The 19,481-nt window shown below is 72.4% G+C and carries 17 protein-coding genes and 2 tRNA genes; 4 read left to right on the plus strand and 15 right to left on the minus strand.

What is annotated here, in order from left to right; genetic code table 11:
• Nucleotides 1-452: 452 nt before the first annotated feature.
• Together ACSMHG_RS16500 and tyrS are read right to left on the minus strand one after the other, a co-directional pair.
• Complete coding sequence (locus tag ACSMHG_RS16500; RefSeq protein ID WP_435747089.1) at nucleotides 453-1,499, minus strand: alpha-hydroxy acid oxidase; 1,047 nt, start codon at nucleotides 1,497-1,499, stop codon at nucleotides 453-455.
• A complete protein-coding gene (gene tyrS, locus ACSMHG_RS16505) occupies nucleotides 1,496-2,764 on the minus strand; it encodes a tyrosine--tRNA ligase (RefSeq protein WP_435747091.1) in 1,269 nt (422 codons plus the stop codon). The genes ACSMHG_RS16500 and tyrS overlap by 4 nt, the downstream gene beginning before the upstream one ends.
• Before the next feature lie 163 nt (nucleotides 2,765-2,927).
• Here tyrS and ACSMHG_RS16510 point away from each other — a divergent pair, with 163 nt between their 5' ends.
• From ACSMHG_RS16510 to ACSMHG_RS16525, 4 genes are all read left to right on the plus strand, one after another.
• Entirely contained in the window at nucleotides 2,928-4,301 is a 1,374-nt protein-coding gene (locus ACSMHG_RS16510) for a serine/threonine-protein kinase (RefSeq protein WP_435747093.1), read from the plus strand.
• 40 nt (nucleotides 4,302-4,341) lie between these two features.
• Nucleotides 4,342-7,575, plus strand: coding sequence for a response regulator (locus tag ACSMHG_RS16515; RefSeq protein ID WP_435747095.1), 3,234 nt, complete (start codon nucleotides 4,342-4,344; stop codon nucleotides 7,573-7,575).
• 85 nt (nucleotides 7,576-7,660) lie between these two features.
• Nucleotides 7,661-8,254 (plus strand): response regulator transcription factor, encoded by a 594-nt coding sequence (locus ACSMHG_RS16520; RefSeq protein ID WP_435747098.1) that lies wholly within the window; start codon nucleotides 7,661-7,663, stop codon nucleotides 8,252-8,254.
• 40 nt (nucleotides 8,255-8,294) lie between these two features.
• A complete protein-coding gene (locus ACSMHG_RS16525; protein ID WP_435747100.1) occupies nucleotides 8,295-8,576 on the plus strand; it encodes a DUF3072 domain-containing protein in 282 nt (93 codons plus the stop codon).
• Nucleotides 8,577-8,603: 27 nt separating this feature from the next.
• Here ACSMHG_RS16525 and ACSMHG_RS16530 read toward each other — a convergent pair whose 3' ends face one another.
• The 13 genes from ACSMHG_RS16530 to dusB form a co-directional block, all read right to left on the minus strand.
• Nucleotides 8,604-9,398: an MBL fold metallo-hydrolase gene (locus tag ACSMHG_RS16530; protein WP_435747102.1), complete on the minus strand. Its 795-nt coding sequence runs from the start codon at nucleotides 9,396-9,398 to the stop codon at nucleotides 8,604-8,606.
• A gap of 145 nt (nucleotides 9,399-9,543) precedes the next feature.
• Nucleotides 9,544-9,768, minus strand: a complete 225-nt coding sequence (locus ACSMHG_RS16535; RefSeq protein WP_435747104.1) for a hypothetical protein — start codon at nucleotides 9,766-9,768, stop codon at nucleotides 9,544-9,546.
• Nucleotides 9,769-9,810: 42 nt separating this feature from the next.
• Nucleotides 9,811-10,158: an STAS domain-containing protein gene (locus ACSMHG_RS16540; RefSeq protein WP_435747106.1), complete on the minus strand. Its 348-nt coding sequence runs from the start codon at nucleotides 10,156-10,158 to the stop codon at nucleotides 9,811-9,813.
• A gap of 348 nt (nucleotides 10,159-10,506) precedes the next feature.
• Nucleotides 10,507-11,082, minus strand: coding sequence for a TetR/AcrR family transcriptional regulator (locus ACSMHG_RS16545; RefSeq protein ID WP_435747108.1), 576 nt, complete (start codon nucleotides 11,080-11,082; stop codon nucleotides 10,507-10,509).
• Complete coding sequence (locus ACSMHG_RS16550; protein WP_435747110.1) at nucleotides 11,075-11,983, minus strand: MFS transporter; 909 nt, start codon at nucleotides 11,981-11,983, stop codon at nucleotides 11,075-11,077. The genes ACSMHG_RS16545 and ACSMHG_RS16550 overlap by 8 nt, the downstream gene beginning before the upstream one ends.
• Nucleotides 11,984-12,247: 264 nt before the next feature.
• Nucleotides 12,248-12,324 (minus strand) — tRNA-Ile (locus ACSMHG_RS16555).
• A gap of 112 nt (nucleotides 12,325-12,436) precedes the next feature.
• Nucleotides 12,437-12,509: transfer RNA gene (locus ACSMHG_RS16560), tRNA-Asn, on the minus strand.
• A gap of 65 nt (nucleotides 12,510-12,574) precedes the next feature.
• Nucleotides 12,575-13,066: a hypothetical protein gene (locus tag ACSMHG_RS16565; protein WP_435747112.1), complete on the minus strand. Its 492-nt coding sequence runs from the start codon at nucleotides 13,064-13,066 to the stop codon at nucleotides 12,575-12,577.
• On the minus strand, nucleotides 13,063-14,946 hold the full coding sequence (gene dnaG, locus ACSMHG_RS16570) for a DNA primase (RefSeq protein WP_435747114.1): 1,884 nt from the start codon (nucleotides 14,944-14,946) through the stop codon (nucleotides 13,063-13,065). Before dnaG ends, ACSMHG_RS16565 begins: the two co-directional genes overlap by 4 nt.
• A gap of 27 nt (nucleotides 14,947-14,973) precedes the next feature.
• The gene (locus ACSMHG_RS16575; protein WP_435747116.1) at nucleotides 14,974-15,903 is read right to left on the minus strand and encodes a 2-hydroxyacid dehydrogenase; all 930 of its coding nucleotides are present in this window, start codon (nucleotides 15,901-15,903) and stop codon (nucleotides 14,974-14,976) included.
• Nucleotides 15,896-17,170, minus strand: coding sequence for a deoxyguanosinetriphosphate triphosphohydrolase (locus tag ACSMHG_RS16580; protein ID WP_435747118.1), 1,275 nt, complete (start codon nucleotides 17,168-17,170; stop codon nucleotides 15,896-15,898). The genes ACSMHG_RS16575 and ACSMHG_RS16580 overlap by 8 nt, the downstream gene beginning before the upstream one ends.
• 60 nt (nucleotides 17,171-17,230) lie before the next feature.
• Complete coding sequence (locus ACSMHG_RS16585; RefSeq protein ID WP_435747120.1) at nucleotides 17,231-18,136, minus strand: VldE C-terminal domain-containing protein; 906 nt, start codon at nucleotides 18,134-18,136, stop codon at nucleotides 17,231-17,233.
• A gap of 165 nt (nucleotides 18,137-18,301) precedes the next feature.
• Nucleotides 18,302-19,453, minus strand: a complete 1,152-nt coding sequence (dusB, locus tag ACSMHG_RS16590; RefSeq protein WP_435747122.1) for a tRNA dihydrouridine synthase DusB — start codon at nucleotides 19,451-19,453, stop codon at nucleotides 18,302-18,304.
• Nucleotides 19,454-19,481: the final 28 nt, after the last annotated feature.

The raw sequence follows: 19,481 nt of genomic DNA on the forward strand, positions 1-19,481 counted from the left end.
ATCATTGTCAAAGAAACCATCAACCACCAACCCACCAAAAGGCAGACCAATGATCGACGGGGCATAACAAACTAATTCGTCGACTATGACACACTGTTGAGTTCTCAAGAATCACACGCGCACCGCGGTTGGGCGATTTCTCGCTTTCCCCTGCGGGGCTGTTCCGTACTTTATCAGGGACTTTCTCGGCTCCGCAATTCGGGGCTTTCGATCTCCCTGCGCCCAGGTCGACACACACCTGTTGATCGAGATTCCGAGGGCGCCGTTGAAAGCGCTGCACTCAGGCACCCGAATCGAGGTGAGTGTTGAAGGCGGTCAGCCCGGGGCCGGGAGCCCGACCGGACCGGTCTTGCTCCCCGCCGCTCCCTGGCGACTCAGAGAACATTAGGCGACTCCCGCGACGATGCCAAATCGATTCGGCGTGACGGCGAGCACACCGATGTCTGCGCAGGTCAGAGCGGGGGCACGTCGTCCCGCCCGAGCAGGGACGGCGCGTCTGCCGGCACCCGGCACCCGGCCAGCCGCAGTGCCTCGACCACCTCGTCCCGGAGGTCGCGGTGGAGGCGCGCGACGCCCTGCTCGCCGTCGGCCAGGGCCCACAGCGCCGGGCGGCCGAGGAAGACGCCCCGTGCTCCGAGGGCCAGCGCCGCCAGCACGTCCAGGCCGTTGCGGATGCCGCCGTCCGCGTAGACCTCTGCGTCGTCACCCACCTCGGCCACGACCTCCGGCAGCTGGGTCGCCGTGGATCGCGCGCGGTCGAGCTGGCGCCCCCCGTGGTTGGAGACCCACACCGCCGAAGCACCCGCGTCGACACAGCGACGTGCGTCGTCGGAGCGCAGGACTCCCTTGACCACCACCGGGAGGCCGGTGCGCTCCGCGAGCCAGTCCAGGTCGTGCGGCCCGAGGTCGGTCGCCTTCTCCGCGCCGGGCCGCTCGTCGTACCCCGGGTCGAAGTTCACCCGCAGCAGCCCGTCCTGGACCGTGTCCCAGACGGGCTCCCCCACGACGTACTTGGTCGCGACCACCGGTGTGTCGACGGTCAGCACCACCGCTTCTGCGCCCGCCGCCACCGCGCGGTCGAGCATCGGCTCCGCCAGCGTCCGGTCGGACGGCAGGTAGGCCTGCAGCCACCACCGGACCCCGGTGGCGCCGATGGCGGCGAACGAGGTGCCCGCGTTGCTGGAGACGACCATGACGCCGCCGGCCGCGGCGGTGGCGCGAGCCACCGCCAGCTCGCCGTCCGGGTGGACCGCCCGCTGCAGCGTCGTGGGAGCGATGCCCCACGGGACGAGCGAACGGCGCCCGAGGAGGTCGACGCCCGGGTCGACGTCGGTGACGTCGCGCAGGACGTGGGGCGCGAACCGGAGTCCCTGCCACGCCGCGGGTGCCTCCCGCGTGCTCACCGACTCCCGGGCGCCCTGGCCGACGTACTCGAAGACGGGCGCGGGCAGCGCCGCGCGCGCCCGGTCCTCGAGGCCGTGCAGCCAGGTCCCCGTCATCGGACCTCGACGCCGGCGAACTTCTTCTTGCCGCGCCGCAGCACCAGCCAGGTGCCGTCGACGAGGTCCGCCTGGGCCGGCACGGCCTCGGGGTTCTCGACGCGCACGTTGTTGAGGTACGCGCCGCCCTCACCGATCGTGCGCCGCGCCTCCCCCTTGCTCTTGGCCAGGCCGGTCTCCACCAGCAGGTCGACGACGGGCGGGAGTCCTCCCGTGGCGTCCACGGTGATCGAACCTGCCTCCCGGAGTGCGGCGCCGAGGGACTCGCCCAGGCCGGTGAGCTCTCCTCCGCCGAAGAGGGCCGAGGACGCCGCCTTGATCCGCTCGGTCTCCTCGGCGCCGTGGACGAGGGTCGTGACGTGCTCGGCGAGCGTGCGCTGCCCCGTCCGGAGGAACGGTTTCTCGGCGTGCTCGGCCTCGAGCGCTTCGATCTCGTCGCGCGAGAGGAACGTGAAGACCCGGAGCAGCTCCCCGACCTTCTCGTCCTCCACGTTGAGCCAGAACTGGAAGAAGGAGTACGGCGACATCATGTCCGGGTCCAGCCACAGGGCGCCGCCCTCGGTCTTGCCGTACTTGGTGCCGTCCGCCTTGGTGAGCAGCGGCGTGGCGAACGCGTGTGCCCGGCCCCCGTCCGCGCGCCGGATGAGCTCGACACCCGCGGTCAGGTTGCCCCACTGGTCGGAGCCGCCGAACTGGAGGGTGACGCCGTGGTCGCGGTGGAGCGCGAGGAAGTCCATCGACTGCAGAAGCACGTAGCTGAACTCGGTGTAGCTGATCCCCGACTCCAGCCGCCGGCTGACGACGTCGCGGGCGAGCATCCGGTTGACGGGGAAGTGCTTGCCGATGTCACGGAGGAAGTCGATGGTCGACATCGACGCCGTCCAGTCGTAGTTGTTGACCATGGTCGCGGCGTTGTCGCCGTCGAAGGAGAGGAAGGGCTCGATCTGGGCCCGGACCCGGTCGGTCCACTCCCGCACCGTGTCGAGGGAGTTCAGCGTCCGCTCCCCCGAGTCCCGAGGGTCGCCGATCATGCCCGTCGCACCGCCGACGAGCGCGTACGGCGTGTGGCCCGCCTCCTGGAGCCGGCGAGCGGTGAGCACCTGGACGAGGTGGCCCATGTGCAGGCTGGGCGCCGTCGGGTCGAACCCGACGTAGAACCGCACGCTTCCCGACGTCAGCGCCTCCCGCAGCGCGTCGAGGTCCGTCGAGTGCGCGATCAGGCCGCGCCACTCGAGGTCGTCGAGGAGGGTGGGATCGAGGGACACGGGCGGCCTTCCGTCGGGTGGTGCGTCCACCGTGGTCGTTGGGGCACCAAGCCTGCCCCATCCCGCCCGTCAGCGGCCACCGGGCCGCCACCGGTGCGCGGCTAGGCTGGCGCGGTCCCGCACCAGCGCGCTGTCGAGCGCCCGACCAGGAGGACCGACACGGGTGATCGCCGGGAGGTACTCCCTCGAGCGCGAGATCGGCCGGGGCGGCATGGGCGCGGTCTGGCTGGCGCGTGACGAGGTGCTGGGCAGGCCGGTCGCGGTCAAGCGGGTGGGCGTGGTCCCCGGCGGCAGCAGGCCCGACCTGGAGCGCGCCGAGCGCGAGGCGCGGCTGGCGGCACGGCTGAGCCACCCGCACGTCGTGGCGGTCTTCGACCTCGTCGACCACGACTCCGAGCGCTGGCTGGTGATGGAGCACGTCCCCGGCACGACCCTGGCCGAGCTGGTCCGCACCCGCGGGCCGCTCCCCACCGACGAGGCGGCCGCCATGCTCGCGCAGGCCGCCGACGCCCTCGCGGCCGCCCACGCCGCGGGGATCGTGCACCGCGACGTCAAGCCGTCGAACATGCTGGTCACCGGGGCCGGCGTCGTGAAGCTCTCGGACTTCGGCATCGCCCGGGCCGAGGCCGATGCGGCGCTGACCCAGACCGGCCTGGTGACCGGATCGCCGGCGTACCTCGCCCCGGAGGTGGCCTCGGGGCAGTCGGCGACCGCCCAGAGCGACATGTGGTCGCTCGGCGCCTCGCTGTACCACGCGCTGGCCGGGCGGCCGCCGTACGACGTCGGTGAGAACGTGCTGGGTGCGTTGTTCCGGATCGTGCACGAGGACCCGCCCGAGCTGCCTGGCGCCGGCTGGTTGGTCCCGGTCCTCGCGGGCACCATGACCCGCGAGCCCGGCGACCGCTGGACCGCGGCACAGGTGCGTGACTTCCTGCGGTCGGGGCGTGCTCCGGCCGGGTCGACCACCGCACGGGTGCCGGCGGCCGCACCTCCGCGCCAGCGCGCGACCGAGGAGGACGACGCGCGGCCGAGCGATCGGCACGGGCGACGCGTCGCGACCGCGGTGCTCGGGCTGCTGGCGCTCCTCGTCGTCACGGTGGCGGGCGTCTCGCTGGCGCGGGACCGGACCTCCGAGGACGACCCGCCGCCGACGACGGCCACCGCCGACCCGGTGCCGGAGCCGACGCCCACGCCCGGTGCGTCCGACCCGCCCCAGCGACCGACGGAGGCGGGCGCCGAGCAGTTCGTGCGGGACTACCTGACGACCGCCGCGGACGATCCCTCCGCGGGCTTCGCGATGCTCACCCGGGAGTTCCAGCGCCAGAGCGGGGGCCTCGCCGGGTACACCGGCTTCTGGGGACGGGTGCGCTCGATCGACGGGGTCAGCAGGGTCGACGCCGACGTCGACGGTCCGCGCGACATCGGCGTCCGGTACAGCTACCGGTGGACGTTCGACAACGGCGAGACCCGACGCGACGACGTACGTCTGCGACTGGTCCACGACGGGGAGGACTTCAAGATCGCGGGCGAGTCCTGAGCGCCCGCCCCTGGCTCTATCGTGAGCGCCGGGAGGTGTGATGGAGCTCGATGCGCTGTACCGCGACATCGTGGAGACGTCCACGGACGGCATCTGGGTGCTCGACCTGGACGGCCGCACCCTCTACGCCAACCCCGAGGTAGCACGTCTCGCCGGCGTCGGGGCCGAGGAGGCGCAAGGGCTGACGGTCTTCGACACCCTCGACGAGGCCGGTCGCCGACAGTTCGCCGACCACCTCGCCGACCTCCGTGACGGGCGCTTCAACGAGCGCGAGGTGGAGGTCCGGTTCCAGCGCCGCGACGGGACCGCCCTGTGGGTGCTCGTCCGCGAGTCGGCGCTGCGGGACGCGAGCGGCGCCGTGGTCGGCGTCCTGCACCGCATCACGGACTGGAGCGACCGCCGGCGCGAGCTGCAGGAGATCACCGAGAGTCGCCGGCGCCTCGCCGAGGCGCACCGGATCGCCCGCCTCGGGAGCTGGTCCTGGGACGTCGTCGCCGACCGGATCAGCGGCACGCCGGAGCTCTTCGACCTCTACGGCATCTCTGCGGACGCGTTCCCATCGACGTACGCCGACTTCCTCGACATGGTGCACGAGGCCGACCGTCACCTGGTCGCCGACGCGGTCCGGTCGGCGCTCGAGGGCGCCGACTCCTTCGTCTTCGTCGCCCGTCTGCGCGGCGAGGACGGCTGGGTCTGGACCCGCGGCCGCGGTGTCGTCCACCGCGACGGCGACGGTCGAGCCCTGTGGATGTCGGGCACCCACCAGGACATCAGCGAGGCCAAGGAGGCCGAGATCGCCCTGGTCGACCAGGCCAGGCAGAACTCGCTGATGCAGGCGGTGGCCTCCGCCGCCAACGAGGCGCACTCGCTGAAGGACCTGCTCCGGCAGGCCCGCGACCTCGTGCTGCTCCACGACGACTGGGAGCGGGCGCGTGGGTTCGTGCCGCGGGAGGACGGGACCGGCGTCGCGCCGTACTACGTCTCCGAGGAGGACCGGCGCGCGGACCGGACGGACCCGGAGCGGGTCGCCAAGGAGCAGGCGCTCGCGGAACGGGCGTTCCACGAACGGAGGTCCGTCTGGGACGACGACAGGCTGACGATCTCCTTCCCGATCTCCTACGCCGACGCGGTGCACGCCGTCGTCGTCATCACCTCGGCGCCACCCCTCTACCGGCACGAGATGATCCAGGAGATGGTGGAGGCGGTCGCCGTGCAGATGGCGCGGGTCGCCGAGCGCGAGCAGGCGCAGCGGGCGCTCGCCGACGCCCGTGACGAGGCGATGGAGGCGTCGCGGCAGAAGTCGGAGTTCCTCGCGACCATGAGCCACGAGATCCGGACCCCGTTGAACGGCGTCATCGGGCTCAACGACCTCCTCCTCCGCAGCGGGCTGGACCGCGACCAGCTGCGCCTGGCCTCCGGCGTGCAGGTGGCGAGCCGGGCACTCCTCGGGGTCATCAACGACATCCTGGACTTCTCCAAGATCGAGGCGGGCCGGCTCGAGCTCGAGCAGGTCGACTTCGAGGTCCGCCCCCTGTTCGACCAGGTGGCCGCGGTGCTGGCGGAGAGCGCACGCGCGCGCGGCCTCGAGCTGATCATCTCCTGCCACCCCGACGTCCCCGAGGTGCTCGCCGGCGACCCGACCCGACTTTCGCAGGTGCTGACCAACCTGGTGTCCAACGCGGTCAAGTTCACGCCCTCCGGGGAGGTCTTCGTCCGCGCCACCTGCGCCCCGGCAGGCGAGGGGCGCACGCGGTTGCGGGTCGAGGTGGCGGACACGGGGGTGGGCGTGGACCCGGCCAAGCTGGGCAGCCTCTTCGACCCCTTCACCCAGGCGGACGCGTCCACCACCCGGCTGTACGGCGGCACCGGCCTGGGACTGGCCATCTCCAAGGAGATCGTCGAGGCGCTCGGGGGCGAGATCTCCTACGCCCCGAATCCCGGCGGCGGCAGCGTCTTCTCCTTCACCGCCCTCTTCGGCCGGCCCACCGGAACCCTCGCCGACCCCGACGACGACCACGCCCGCACCTGGCTCGCCGGCCAGCGGGTGCTCGTGGTCGACGACAACGCGCACAACCGGCTGATCCTCGAGGAGCAGCTGGCGTGGTGGCAGGTCCGCTCGGTCAGCGTGGCGAGCGCCCGTGAGGCGATGGCGGCCCTGGCCGTGGCCGTCACTGAGGGCGACCCCTTCGACGGGGCGCTCCTGGACCTGGCGATGCCCGAGCGCGACGGCCTCGATCTGGCCCGTGACATCCGCCGGGACCCGGCGTACCGCGGTCTGGCCTTGATCATGTTGACCTCCCTGACCACCGTCGACCCGGCCGAGGTGCGCAACGCCGGTGTCGCGGCCTGCCTGAGCAAGCCGGTGCTGGCGAACGTCCTGCGCAGCGCCTTGGTCACCGCTCTCGCCGGCGTCGGCCCCGAGCCCTCCGCCGCGCCGGACGACTACACGGTCGACGGGGAGCCCCACGTGCTGGTGGTGGAGGACAACCCCGTGAACCAGATGGTGGCGAGCGGCCTCCTCGAGGCGATGGGCTACCGGGTGACCACCTCCGACGACGGGGTCGCAGCGCTGGAGCTGCTGGCCACCCGGTCCTTCGACGCCGTCCTGATGGACGTCCAGATGCCGCGCATGGACGGGTACGCCGCCACCCGGGAGCTCCGGCGCCGGGAGGTGGACGGCACCCGGGTGCCGGTCATCGCCATGACGGCCGCCGCCGTGGAGGGCGAGCGTGAGCGATGCCTGGCCGCTGGGATGGACGACTTCCTGACCAAGCCGGTGGACCCGGGTGCGCTCGCAGCGGCTCTCCGGCTGTGGCTGTCCCCCACCGCAGACGACGTCCGGCCCGCGCGTCCCCCCTCCGACCCCGACCCGACCGAGGAGCAACCGATGTCGCTGCCCCCCTCCGAACCGATCGACGGTCTCGACGTCGCGCGCCTGGACATGCTCCGCGATCTGGACCCCGGCAACACCACCTACCTCGACCGAGCCGTCGGCAACTTCCTCGCCAACAGCCAGGACGCGGTCGAGCAGGTCCGCGCGTGCGTCGCCGCGTGCGACGCCGACGCGCTGCGACAGTCCGCGCACAAGCTCGCGGGGAGTGCCTTGAACCTCGGGGTGCTCGAGGTCGGTGCCGCGGCCCGGGAGCTCGAGGCTCTCGGCGACGCGGGGACGACGGACGGGGCGGAGTCGCTGCTGCCACCCCTCGAGCAGGCCGTCGAGCGCGGCCAGGACCTGCTCCGCCGGTACCGGGCGGCGTACTCCTCCGGTGCGTGAAACGCCTGTTCAGAGCGTTTTCACCCCATCGGGTGAGCCCAGCGAGACCGGCCTAGGGGCCGGTCCGTTCTAGGTTTCAACCATCATGAACAACGGTCCGCGCGAGGCGTCCCCCCACGAGCAGCGGCCGGTGCGGGTGGGCGTCGTCGATGAGTCGGAGCTGGTGACGACCGGCGTCGACGGGATGCTGCAGCGCCACCCGGACCGCGCGGTCATCCACGAGCCGGCGGGAGCAGATGTCGTCCTGTGCGACCCCGCCGGCCGCCCGATGGACATCGACGGCTACCTCGCTGACGTGCGGGCGCGGGCCGGCGGCAAGGTGGTCGTCTACACCTGGCGCCTGGACCAGGCGAGCGTGCGCCGCGCCGTGTCGGCCGGCGCGCATGGCTTCGTGTCGAAGGCAGCCAGCGCCGAGGACCTGATCGAGGTCGTCGAGCTGGTCCACCGCGGCGAGCGCGTCGAGTCCCCGCTCGCGGCGACCAGCGACGACGACACCTTGAGCACCCGTGAGGCCGAGGTGCTGGCGTTGATCTGCCGCGGGCGGAGCAACCTCGAGATCGCCGCAGAGCTCTACGTCAGCGTCAACTCGGTGAAGACCTACATCCGTCAGATCTACCAGAAGATCGGCGTCACCCGCCGGTCGCAGGCAGTCGCCTGGGGTATCGGCCGGGGATACTGATCCGGCGTTTGTCCACCCGCACCGCGGGTACGGGGCGACCATGAGCGACTCGAACACACGTGCGAACCAGTCGTCCCCCACCGAGCCAGGCTCCGGCGACCGGGAGGTGCTCGGGGCCGAGAACCCGAGCCCCACGAACACCGAGAAGGACCCGGACGACTGGGTGACCGGCGACGAGCCGATGACCGGGGCCCAGCGCAGCTACCTCGACACGCTCGCCCGCGAGGCAGGCGAGACGCTGCCGGCCGACCTCACGAAGGCCGAGGCGTCCGAGCACATCGACCGCCTCCAGCAGAGCACCGGCCGCGGCTCCGACGGCTGACGTCGCGCCCGCCGGGCGCCCGGCTCCTCAGTCCAGGTCCACGCGCTCGCCCCGCTCGACGGGGCGAAGCGCCGTCGGAAGCCCCCGTTCCCGGCACCGCTCCAGGAAGTCGGCCCGCGGCGACCGGAAGACCGTGTAGTCGTCGAAGTGGACCGGCACGGTCACGGCAGGCTCCAGCAGCTGGACCAGGTCGGCTCCCTGCTCGCCGTCCATCGTGACGAGAAGGCCGAGCGCCCGCGTGCCGCCGAGGTGGACCACGGCGGCGTCCAGCGGCCCGGTGCGGTCCAGGATGCCGCGCAGGTACGGCCGGAAGAGCGTGTCTCCGCTGACGTAGAGCCGGAACGTCGGCCGCCCGGGTTCGTCCAGCTCCAGGACGCTGCCCATGACCGGGGGCAGGACGTGGCGAGCCAGGCCGGGGCCGTGCTGGCCGGGCACGGCGGTGACCCGGAGCCGGGCCCCCTGGTCGGTCAGCTCCAGCGACTCCCAGGTGCGCATGCCGTGGGCTCCGCCGAACCCCCACTGGCCGAGCTTCCGGCTGGCGGCCGGCGTGGTCATGACCAGCAGGTCACGGTCGAGCTCGCGTCGCGCGATGCGGTCGAAGTGGTCGCCGTGCAGGTGCGAGAGCAGGACCGCGTCGAGCGACGGGAGGTCCGCCGGCTGCAGCGACGGCTCGGTGAGACGCTTCGAGAACAGGCCCTTGCCCAGGTAGGCCCGCTGGCCGCGATGGAGGAAGTTCGGGTCGGTCAGCACCGTGAACGGTCCCAGCCGCAGCACCGTGGTCGCCGTGCCGATGAACTCCAGGGACGCCGCGGGGCTGCTCATGCCGCCGTGTTCCCACGGCGGCGACCACGCAAACGCTCGCACCGGGCCGCGGACCTGGGGGGTGTGCCCGCGGCCCGGCGCCAGCCACGGTAGGACAGCGACCCGCAGCGATCATCCTCCGATCGGTCAGTCCTGCCGGGGGCCGTCAGGGCAGGACGTCGTTCTCCCCGCGGGGCGGCCGACGGGAGCCCCGCAGCGAGAGGACACCCGCCACGCCCACCACCGCTGCCAGAGCGAGGCCGCCGATCAGGACGACCGAGCCGAGACGTTCGAGGCTCGAGTCGTCTGCGTAGCCGAGCGCCACGGAGAGCGCCACCGACACCACCACGATGACACCGCAGGCCGCCAGCAGCGCCTTCCCAGAGGTCATGCTGAGGAAGGTTAGCGGGCGGAACCTCCTCGAACCCGGCGGTCAGGCGCGGCGCCGGGCCAGCCACGCCAGCGGGGTCAGCCGTGGGCCACGGACCAAGGAGGAGCTCCTCGTGAGCCGCACCAGTCTCAGGAGCGCGGGCGGCGGAGCGGTCAGCCGGCACTGCACACCCGCGCGCCCGGCTCTGTCCCTGCACCACAGCAGGCCGTCCAGGCCGGCCGTGTCGGCGAAGGTGATGCCGCTGATGTCCAGCAGCACCGTCTCCACGCCCTGGTCCACGACGTGCTCGAAGCCGGCACGCAGGCTCGACGCCAGGAGCAGGTCGAGCTCGCCGCTCACCGTGACGAGCGCAGAAGCGGAGACGACCGCCGTCGACACTTCGGACTGCATGCGCGTCTCCCGAGGATCGTCGCGCTCCTCAGGCCCGGGCGGGCCCCTTGACGGAGGACCAACGACCTGTCGGCGAGCAGGCCACGCCGCGACCAGCTGGTCTAGGCCACGCGGCGCCAGCGCCCGCCGCCCCACCGGGCCGCGGGCCGTCGAGCGCGTGTGCCAGGTGGTTGGACGTGCTGGAATCTCGTCGTCGCATCGCGGACAAAACGGGCAGACATCCCCGCCTGCTCGCTCCGCACGATCGCGAGACCGGCGTCGCGCCTGTCCCCGGAGCAGGTCGGCGGGTCCGGACGACTCGGACCCCGCCAGCGGACAGGACCGGCTCGGTTCCTGCTGCACGGCTCCTCATGGCACCTCGGTGTCGATCTCGGTGAGCGCGAGCAGTTCTGCGCGGACGCAGGCCAGCTGCTCGGCGTCCAGGTACGGCGTGTTGATCGCTGCGACGACACCTTCGGCTGCATACCGGACCGCCAGAGCGCGGCCGGGTGGGAGGCCGTCGGCATCGAAGGCGTCGTTCCAGGCGCGTGCGTCCGCGTGCTCCAGCCGGCCGAGCGACTCGATCCCGGCCGACCCGAGCGCAGCGAGGAGTCCGGTCGGGCTGAAGACCTCGCTCAGGTACTCGCTGCCTCCGGTGAGGGCGCGCACGTAAGCGCGCGTGAACTTGCCCGGACGGTTCTCGCTGAGGTCCACGTGCGCGCGGACCTCCTCCCACATGCGGTCGATCGTGTGTGCGACGACCGCACCGATCAGCTCGTCGCGCGTCCGGAAGTGGTGCATGAGTCCGCCCTTGGAGACTCCGGCGAGTGCAGCGATCTCGGCGAGGCTCACCTTCGCACCGCGATCGACCACTGCCCGCTCGGCTGCTACGAGGATGGCGCGCCGGGTGCGTTCCCGGTCCCGGACCAGCGGCTTGTCAGGCATGGTGTCGTACCTCCGTCCCAGGCGAGGTGACAGTCCGCGCCGGGATGATCTTCCACGCCACCACTGCCGCCACCAAGAGCAGCGCGCCGGCGACCAGCGCGGTCACTTGGAGCCCCCAGGTGAACGATTCCCGGGCGGTCGCAAGCACGTCGGGGTCGGTGATGCGTGCAAGGGTCGATGCCAAGGAGTCCTTGACGGTGGCGGTGTCGGTCGCGCTGAGCTCGCCCGGGAGCTCGAGGTGCGCACGATAGATCGCCATCTGCAACGAACCGAGGATCGCGATGCCCAGTGCCCCGCCCAGCTCGTACCCGGTCTCCGAGATCGCAGCTGCGGCTCCGGACCGATCTGCCGGCACGGTGCTCACCACCGCATCGACCGAGACCGTCATCGACACCCCGATGCCGAGCCCGACGACAGCCAGGGACACCCCCAGACCCCAGTACGAGTCCCAGGATGCCGTGAGTCCGATGCCCGCCAGTCCGATCGCGGACGTCAGGAGACCGACCCCGATTGATCGACCAGCGCCGAGCCGGGTCACGAGAGCGCCGATCAACGCGATCACGACGACCGACGCGATCGTCGCCGGGAGCTCTGCGACCCCGGCCTTCAACGGGCCGAACCCGCGCACCAGCTGCAGGTACTGCGAGTAGAAGAACAGCAGCCCGAGAAACGCGAAGATCGACAACGTGTTGACGCCGACCGCACCAGCGAACGCCGGTATCCGGAACAGCGAGACGTCGAGCAGCGGAACCGCGAGCCGGCTGCAACTCGCTGGGCCAAGAACTACGCAGCCGACGTCGAGCTGGCCGTCACTCGCACGGGCCGTGGCCTCATCGTGCGCTGCGTGAACCGCGGCCAGGCGGTTGCCCGGCACGTGCGTCTGACCGTCACGCCGATCCATCGGCGCCGCCGTCGAGTGGTCGACGACACCGTCCGTGCCCTCGGGACCCTCAGGTCGTCGGAAGTCGTGGAGGGGCTCGAGGTCGACCTGCGCTTGTTGCTCGTGGACTTCGTGCGGCTCGAGGTGTCCTGGAGCGACGCCACCGGGCCCCGACGCCGCCGGCGATCATTGATCGTGCTTCGGTCCAGCGGTACGTGTTGATGGGTGGGAACCGCCGTCCAGCGCCGACTCCGGACCTCGTTTCCGCAGGTCAGCGTCGTGCCGTGGTAGGGCGGGTGGGGCTCGAACCCACGACCCAAGGATTATGAGTCCTCTGCTCTGACCGACTGAGCTACCGCCCCTCGAGCGCCGCAGCCTAGCCCGCGCGTGCGCCGCGCGGACCCACGGGTGGCCCGCCACCATGGCCGGAAGTGCACCGAGGGCCCGGCACGTCGGTGCCAGGCCCTCGTTCTGCTCCCCCGGTTGGACTCGAACCAACAACCCTCCGGTTAACAGCCGAATGCTCTGCCAGTTGAGCTACAGGGGATCGCGGTGCAGCGCGCATACATTAGCAAGCAGCCGCGACCGGCCGAAATCGGGGTCCGCGCCCGCTCAGCCCGTCTCGACCTCGGCGCGGGCGGCGACGAGCGCCTGGTCGGCGGCGGCCCGGACCGCCGGGTCGTCGGGGTCCACGCCCTCGTCGAACTCGTAGACCCAGCTCAGCGCACGGTCGCCGGTCGGCGCCCTGCGGGCGACCACCCGGACGCCTCGGCGGCCGTCGACCGGAACGTGCCGCTGCAGCACGATGCTGGCCGTCACCCGCTCGCGCACCAGCTGCAGCAGTCGGCCGGGCTCGGCCACGGAGAACCGGTGCACCGGTCGGACCTCGCCCCACGTGCCGACCTCGCGCACGACCAGCTCACCCGTGTCGACGTCCCAGGTGGCGGCCTCGACGAGCTCCCAGGGGATCCGGCACCCGGGCAGGTAGAGCGCCTCCCGCGTGCCGCCGACCGGGCCCTGGGAGGTGTCGGTCCAGGCGAGCAGGCGCTCACCGCGGCGCACGGCGACGTCCGGCCGCTCCCGGCCGACGAACGGCAACCTCACGTCGCGCTCCCCACGGTCCGTTCGCGCAGGGTCCGCCGGTGCTGCTCCAGCGCCGCCAGCTCGCCGAACATCCGGTTGTACTCCTCGGCGTTCTCCACCGGGTTCGTCCGCTGCAGCCGGGACTTCAGCTCCGCGATCCTGCGCATCGCCGTCAGCTCCAGGAGTCGGAAGACGTGCACCGAGACGTACGCCGCGTCCGGCTCTCGCGCGGTCAGCAGCGGCTCGACCCCCAGGGCGCTGATCGCCGACGAGACGGCCGGGTCCGTGGCCGCGTCTCGGAGCCGTCCGGCCCAGGTCGCGTCGCCGGAGCCCGCCACCGGGCCCCCGGCGGCGGCGACCAGCTCCCACACGCCCCGGTAGACCGGGTGCGTGAAGTCCTCGACGCCGATGTCGGAGGTGGCCCGGCCGATGGCCATCGGGTACTGGATCACCAGCTTCAGCGTCTCGCGCTCGAGGGCGAAGCGCGGGTCGCGCAGGTCGGGGACCGTGCTCCGCGGCGCGGCCGGCGCCGGCTCGGGCTGACCCCCGCGCCGCTCCTGACGCGCGGGACCACGCCCCGCCGCGCGGCGTACCTCGCCGCGGGCCTGCTCCACGTCGACGCCCACCATCCCGGCGAGCTCGCGGGCGAAGGCGTCGACCTTGCTCTTGTCGCGCACGCTGGAGACCAGCCGGGCCGCCTCGCGGAGCGCGTCCACCCGGCTGTCGGCCCGGTCGAGGTCGTACTTGCCGACGATGTTCGAGAGCACGAACCGGTACAGCGGGACCCGCCGCGCCACCAGCTCCCGCACCGCACCGTCACCGTGCTGGATCCGCAGGTCGCACGGGTCCAGGCCGTCCGGCTCGACCGCGACGTAGGTCTGGGAGACGAAGTTCTGGTCGCCGCCGAAGGCGCGCAGCGCGGCCTTCTGCCCGGCGGCGTCGCCGTCGAAGGTGAAGATCACCTCGCCGCGGAACTCCTCGTGGTCGTGCATGAACCGGCGGAGCACCCGGGCGTGCTCGTCACCGAACGAGGTGCCGCACGTGGCGACCGCGGTGGTCACCCCGGCCAGGTGGCAGGCCATGACGTCGGTGTAGCCCTCCACCACCACGGCCTGCGAGGACCGCGCCATGTCCTTGCGGGCCAGGTCGATGCCGTAGAGCACCTGGCTCTTCTTGTAGATCGGCGTCTCGGAGGTGTTGAGGTACTTCGCGTCGATCCGGTCGTCGTCGAAGATCCGGCGTGCGCCGAAGCCGATGGTGTCGCCGCTGGCGTCACGGATCGGCCACAGCAGCCGGCCGCGGAACCGGTCGTACGCCGAGCGGCCGACCGCCACCAGTCCCCCGGCGACCAGCTCCTCCTGCGAGAAGGCCTTCTGCCGCAGGTGCTTGAAGAGGGCGTCGCCGTCGCGCGGGGCGAACCCGATGCCGAAGGTCTCGGCAGCCGTCTGGTCGAAGCCGCGCTCGGCCAGGAACTGCCGCGCGACCAGCGCGTCGGGCGTCGCGAGCTGCTCGGCGTAGAACTGCTGGGCCACCCGGTGCGCCTCGACCAGCCGGCTGCGCTGCGGACCACGGGGCCGGTCGTCGCGGACGTCGCCCTCCTCGCGCCGCAGCTGCACGCCGTACTTGTCGGCGAGCCGCTCCACGGCCTCGGCGAAGGAGAGCGCGTCGATGTCCATGACGAACTTGATGACGTCACCGCCGGCCTGGCAGCCGAAGCAGTGGAAGAACCCGCGCGAGGGCGTCACGTGGAAGGACGGTGACTTCTCGTCGTGGAACGGGCACAAGCCCTTCATCGAGCCGCCGCCGGCGTTGCGGAGGGTGACGTGCTCGGCCACCACGTCGTCGATGCGCGCCTTCTCACGCACCTCGGCGATGCTCTCCTCGCGGATCAGGCCTGCCACGCGCCCAGCCTAGGTCGTCGGCACGACTCAGTACGCCCCGGTCATCACGTTGTGGAGGGGCTGGCCCGCGGCGTACCGGTGCAGCTGGTCGCACACCAGCCGGTGGGCGCGCGGCCACATGGCGCTGCTCGCGCCGCCCACGTGCGGCGAGACCAGCAGGCCCGGCGCGTCCCACAGGGGGCTGTCGGCCGGGAGCGGCTCGGTGTCGGCCACGTCGATGGCGGCCCGCACCCGTCCGGCGTGGAGCGCCGCCACGAGGTCCCGGGTGACGACGACGGCGCCACGGGCCACGTTGACCAGGAGGGCGCCCTCCTTCATCCGGTCGAGGAAGGCCGCGTCGACCAGGCCCCGCGTCTCGTCGGTCAGCGGCACCACCAGCACGACGACGTCGGCGCCCGGCAGCAGCGCCGGGAGCTCCTCGATGCCGTGGACCCCTTCCTTCGGGGACCGCGCCACCCGCACGACCTCGACCTCGAAGGGCCGCAGGCGCGCCTCGATCGCCTCGCCCACCGCGCCGTAGCCGACGATCAGGACCGTGCGATCGGCCAGGGCCGGCCGCCACCGGGGCTCCCACGCACGACGGTCCTGCGCGCGCACGAAGTCGGGGATGCCGCGCAGGGAGGCCAGTACCAGGGCGAGGGTCAGCTCCGCCGTGGACGCGTCGTGGATGCCCCGGCCGTTGCACAGGGTGACCCCCTCGGGAACCCGGGACCGGACGTGGTCGACGCCGGCCGACAGCAGCTGCACCACCTCCAGCCGCGGCATCCGTGCCAGGACGTCGCCCACCGCGGGTCCCATCTGGTAGGGCGCGACGTAGAAGCGCACGTCGTCGACGGAGGACGGGACGTCCACCGTCGGGTCGACGACCTCGTAGCGCAGCGTGGCCGGAGGGTCGCCCAGCTCCGCCGGCTCGAACGGCAGCCACACGAGCCGCTCCCCAGGAAATTCCTCAGGCACCACACCACCTCCGGTGCCACGTGACGGCGCTCGCGTCGGTCAGCGACGCCACCTGGTCGACCACCACCCGAAGACGACCGGCGTCGTCCGCCGCGGCCCGCCAGTCGTCGGCGAAGGGCCGCTGCAGCGCGTCGGGGCCGCGCTCGAGGAGTGCGCCCACCAGCTCCGCGAGGAGCTCGCGCTGCCGCTCCATCGCGGTCACCCGGTCCTCGGCCTGCATCACGTAGCGCGCGGCGATCCCCTTGAGCACCGCGATCTCCAGCAGCGTCGTCGGCGGCACCACCAGGTCCGAGCGGTAGCGGACGAACGGCCCCTCCCCCGCGGCGTACGTCGCATGCTGCACCGCCCCGCAGAACCGGCCGATGAGATCGCTGGTGAGGTTCTTCAGCGCGGCGAGCCCGCGGCGCGACCCGTCGTACGGCGACGCCGGCCAGGACCCCTGCGTGCGCAGGCCGGCGAGGACCTCGTCCAGCCGGTCGTCGGCCGCGTCGGGGACGTACCAGTCGCGGACCGTCTGCCAGACCGCGGCCGTGTCGAGCGCGGTGAGGTCGATCCGCCCCGCGACGATGCCGTCCTCCACGTCGTGCACCGAGTAGGCGACGTCGTCGGCGAGGTCCATCACCTGCGCCTCGAGGCACTGGCGGTCGCCGACCGCCCCACGCCGCATCCAGTCGAAGACGGGCCGGTCGTCGTCGTAGACCCCGAACTTGCTCACCAGGCGCGGTGAGCCGTCGGCGTGCACGCCCTGCGGCGACTCGGCCCGCGCACGGGTCCAGGGGTACTTCGTGCACGCGTCGAGAGTCGCGCGGGTGAGGTTGAGGCCGGCCGAGGCGCCCTCGTCGTCGAACGTCTTGGCCTCCAGGCGGGTGAGCAGGCGCAGCGTCTGCGCGTTGCCCTCGAACCCTCCGCAGTCCTCGCTGAGCTCGGCGAGCACCCGCTCGCCGTTGTGGCCGAACGGCGGGTGCCCCAGGTCGTGGGCGAGCGCGGCGGTCTCCGCGATGTCCGGCTGGCTGCCCAGCGCGCGGGAGAGGTCCCGCGCGACCTGGGCGACCTCGAGGCTGTGGGTGAGCCGGTTGCGGACGAAGTCGTCGGTCTGCGGCCCGACCACCTGGGTCTTGGCAGCGAGTCGGCGCGACGCGGCCGCGTGGACCACCCGCGCCCGGTCACGCTCGAACGGGGTCCGCTCAGGTGCGTCGACCCGTTTGGGCGGCTCCGGGACCCACCGCTCGGACGCGGCGCCGTCGTACAGCTCCTCGGTCGTCTCCATCGGCCGCGAGCCTAGGGTGCGCGGCCGACGACGTCGCCGTCAGGACCCGTCGAGGACCGGTCAGTACGTCGTGACGTGGACGTGGTCGTAGTGGTTCGCGGTGACCGACCCGCGATCCTCCATGGAGCGCCAGCCCTCGCCGGCCCGCTCGACCGACCAGATCTTCTGGGCGTAGATGAGGTAGGAGATGCCGAGCTCGGCGTAGTTGGCGCGCAGGAACTCGGCGATCTGCCAGCCGAGCTCGCCGCTGACCATCACGTCCAGCGCGATGCCCTGGGCGTGCTCGCCGTCGCCGCGGAAGTCGCCGTAGGAGGTGATCTGCGGGAAGGCGGAGCAGACCGCGTTGTGCACCTTGACGATGTTGGGGCTGACCCCGGGCGAGACCGACGTGCCGTTGGTGCAGGTGCCACCGACCTGGGGCGCCGCCGTCCGGGCCGCCGCCGTCTCCTGCTCCTCCTCGACCACGGGCTTCTCCGCGACGAGGTAGCCCTCGGTGACCCACCGGGCCTTCCCGCCGACGACGACCTCCTCGCGGTCGAAGAGCGAGCGGCCGGTGACCAGCACCCGCTTGCCCTCGTCGAGCAGGCCGAGCCGCTTCGCCTTCTCCCCCGGCGCGGACCAGAGGTCGAGCGCGGTGGTCGCCCACAACCGGGTGTCGGCGTTCCGCACGGCGCGGCGGACCGCCGCGGGAGCGAGCATGCGCTCGGCCTTGGTGGGCACCGGCTCGAGCCGGGAGGCGGCGCGGGAGACCCGCTGCGGACGCTCCACGGAGAACGAGGACTCAGGGGTGGCCGAGGTCTCGGCCGCACCGGCGCTGGCGACGACGTCGGGGCCGGCCGAGGGGGTCGCGGCGACGCCGAAGGTCACGGCGGCAGCCGTCGCGAGGACGGCGATCGGACCGGCGACGACGACGGCGCGGGGCTTGCGGCGGGCATTGGTGTCCCGCTTGTGGCGGTGGTCAGCCACAGCGCTGATCCTTTGCTGTTGCGTGCATGGGACGGCCGGTCGGGGGCTCGTGGCTCGACCGGCGCGGGATCAACTGAAACACACCGGCACGTGAATCCGTGAAGAATCAACGGTTAAATGCGGGGTGGGCCTGCTCACCCCGCCCGGCGGTGGTTCGGCGGAGGCTCAGCCGCCGCTGCCGCCGTCGGCGTCCTCGGCGATCGCGCAGCCGGCGCCGTCGGTGTCGTCGAGCCACCCTTCGGGCATCACGATGCGGGCCCGCGGCGAGCCCTGCCGGCCGCGCGGCGCGCCCAGCTCCGAGGCAGGGAACGGCTCGTCGCCGTCCAGCTCCGCGAGCAGGGCGTCGAGGGAGGCGAGGCTGTCGACGAGCCCCAGCGAGCGGCGCATCTGGCCGCCCGCGGAGAAGCCCTTGAGGTACCACGAGACGTGCTTGCGGAACTCCTTGCAGCCGCGCTCCTCGCCCATGTGCTGGCACAGCAGCTCGGCGTGGCGGCGCATCATGGTGGCGACCTCGCCCAGGGTCGGGGTCTCGACAGGCTCGACCACCGAAGAGCCGCCCCCGGCGAACGCGGCGGCGAGGTCACGGAAGAGCCAGGGCCGCCCGAGGCAGCCGCGGCCGACCACGACGCCGGCGGCTCCCGTCTGCTCGACCATGCGGACGGCGTCGGCCGCCTCCCAGATGTCACCGTTGCCGAGCACGGGGATGTCCACCGCCGCGGCCAGCTCACCGATGGCGTCCCAGTCCGCCGCCCCGGAGTACGCCTGCGCGACGGTGCGTCCGTGCAGGGCGATGGCCGCGCAGCCGGTCTCCTGGGCGATCCGGCCGGCGTCGAGGTAGGTGAGGTGGTCCTCGTCGATGCCCTTCCGGGTCTTCATGGTCACCGGGACGCCGTACGGCGTGGCCGCTGCGACGGCGTGCTCGAGGATCTCCGCGAGCAGGCCCCGCTTCCAGGGGAGGACTCCCCCGCCGCCCTTGCGGGTGACCTTCGGGACGGGGCAGCCGAAGTTCAGGTCGATGTGCGCGACGCCGTGCTCGGCGCAGAGGATCTCGGCGGCCTTCCCGACGTAGACGGGGTCGGTGCCGTAGAGCTGCACCGAACGGGTCGTCTCGAGCTCGTCGAAGACCAGCATGTCGCGGGTGTGCTGGTCGCCCTCGACCAGGCCGCGGCTGGTGATCATCTCGCAGACGTAGAGCCCGGCGCCCTGCTCGGCGCAGAGGCGTCGGTACGCCGCGTTGGTGATCCCCGCCATCGGCGCGAGCACCACGGGGGTGTCGACGCGCAGGGACCCGAGGGTCAGCGAGGACGGCAGGGACATGCGTCCGATTCTCCGACGCTGTGCCCGG

Source organism: Nocardioides ureilyticus (assembly GCF_051280745.1).
In the GTDB taxonomy this organism is placed as follows: domain Bacteria; phylum Actinomycetota; class Actinomycetes; order Propionibacteriales; family Nocardioidaceae; genus Nocardioides.

Excerpts from the sequence above, each read along its gene's own strand:
- ACSMHG_RS16515 (WP_435747095.1), top strand. The coding sequence starts at position 4,342 with ATGGAGCTCGATGCGCTGTACCGCGACATCGTGGAGACGTCCACGGAC.
- ACSMHG_RS16530 (WP_435747102.1), bottom strand. The coding sequence starts at position 9,398 with ATGAGCAGCCCCGCGGCGTCCCTGGAGTTCATCGGCACGGCGACCACG.
- ACSMHG_RS16550 (WP_435747110.1), bottom strand. The coding sequence starts at position 11,983 with ATGGATCGGCGTGACGGTCAGACGCACGTGCCGGGCAACCGCCTGGCC.
- ACSMHG_RS16500 (WP_435747089.1), bottom strand. The coding sequence starts at position 1,499 with ATGACGGGGACCTGGCTGCACGGCCTCGAGGACCGGGCGCGCGCGGCG.
- ACSMHG_RS16580 (WP_435747118.1), bottom strand. The coding sequence starts at position 17,170 with ATGGAGACGACCGAGGAGCTGTACGACGGCGCCGCGTCCGAGCGGTGG.
- ACSMHG_RS16520 (WP_435747098.1), top strand. The coding sequence starts at position 7,661 with ATGAACAACGGTCCGCGCGAGGCGTCCCCCCACGAGCAGCGGCCGGTG.
- ACSMHG_RS16535 (WP_435747104.1), bottom strand. The coding sequence starts at position 9,768 with ATGACCTCTGGGAAGGCGCTGCTGGCGGCCTGCGGTGTCATCGTGGTG.
- ACSMHG_RS16525 (WP_435747100.1), top strand. The coding sequence starts at position 8,295 with ATGAGCGACTCGAACACACGTGCGAACCAGTCGTCCCCCACCGAGCCA.
- ACSMHG_RS16540 (WP_435747106.1), bottom strand. The coding sequence starts at position 10,158 with ATGCAGTCCGAAGTGTCGACGGCGGTCGTCTCCGCTTCTGCGCTCGTC.
- dusB (WP_435747122.1), bottom strand. The coding sequence starts at position 19,453 with ATGTCCCTGCCGTCCTCGCTGACCCTCGGGTCCCTGCGCGTCGACACC.
- ACSMHG_RS16545 (WP_435747108.1), bottom strand. The coding sequence starts at position 11,082 with ATGCCTGACAAGCCGCTGGTCCGGGACCGGGAACGCACCCGGCGCGCC.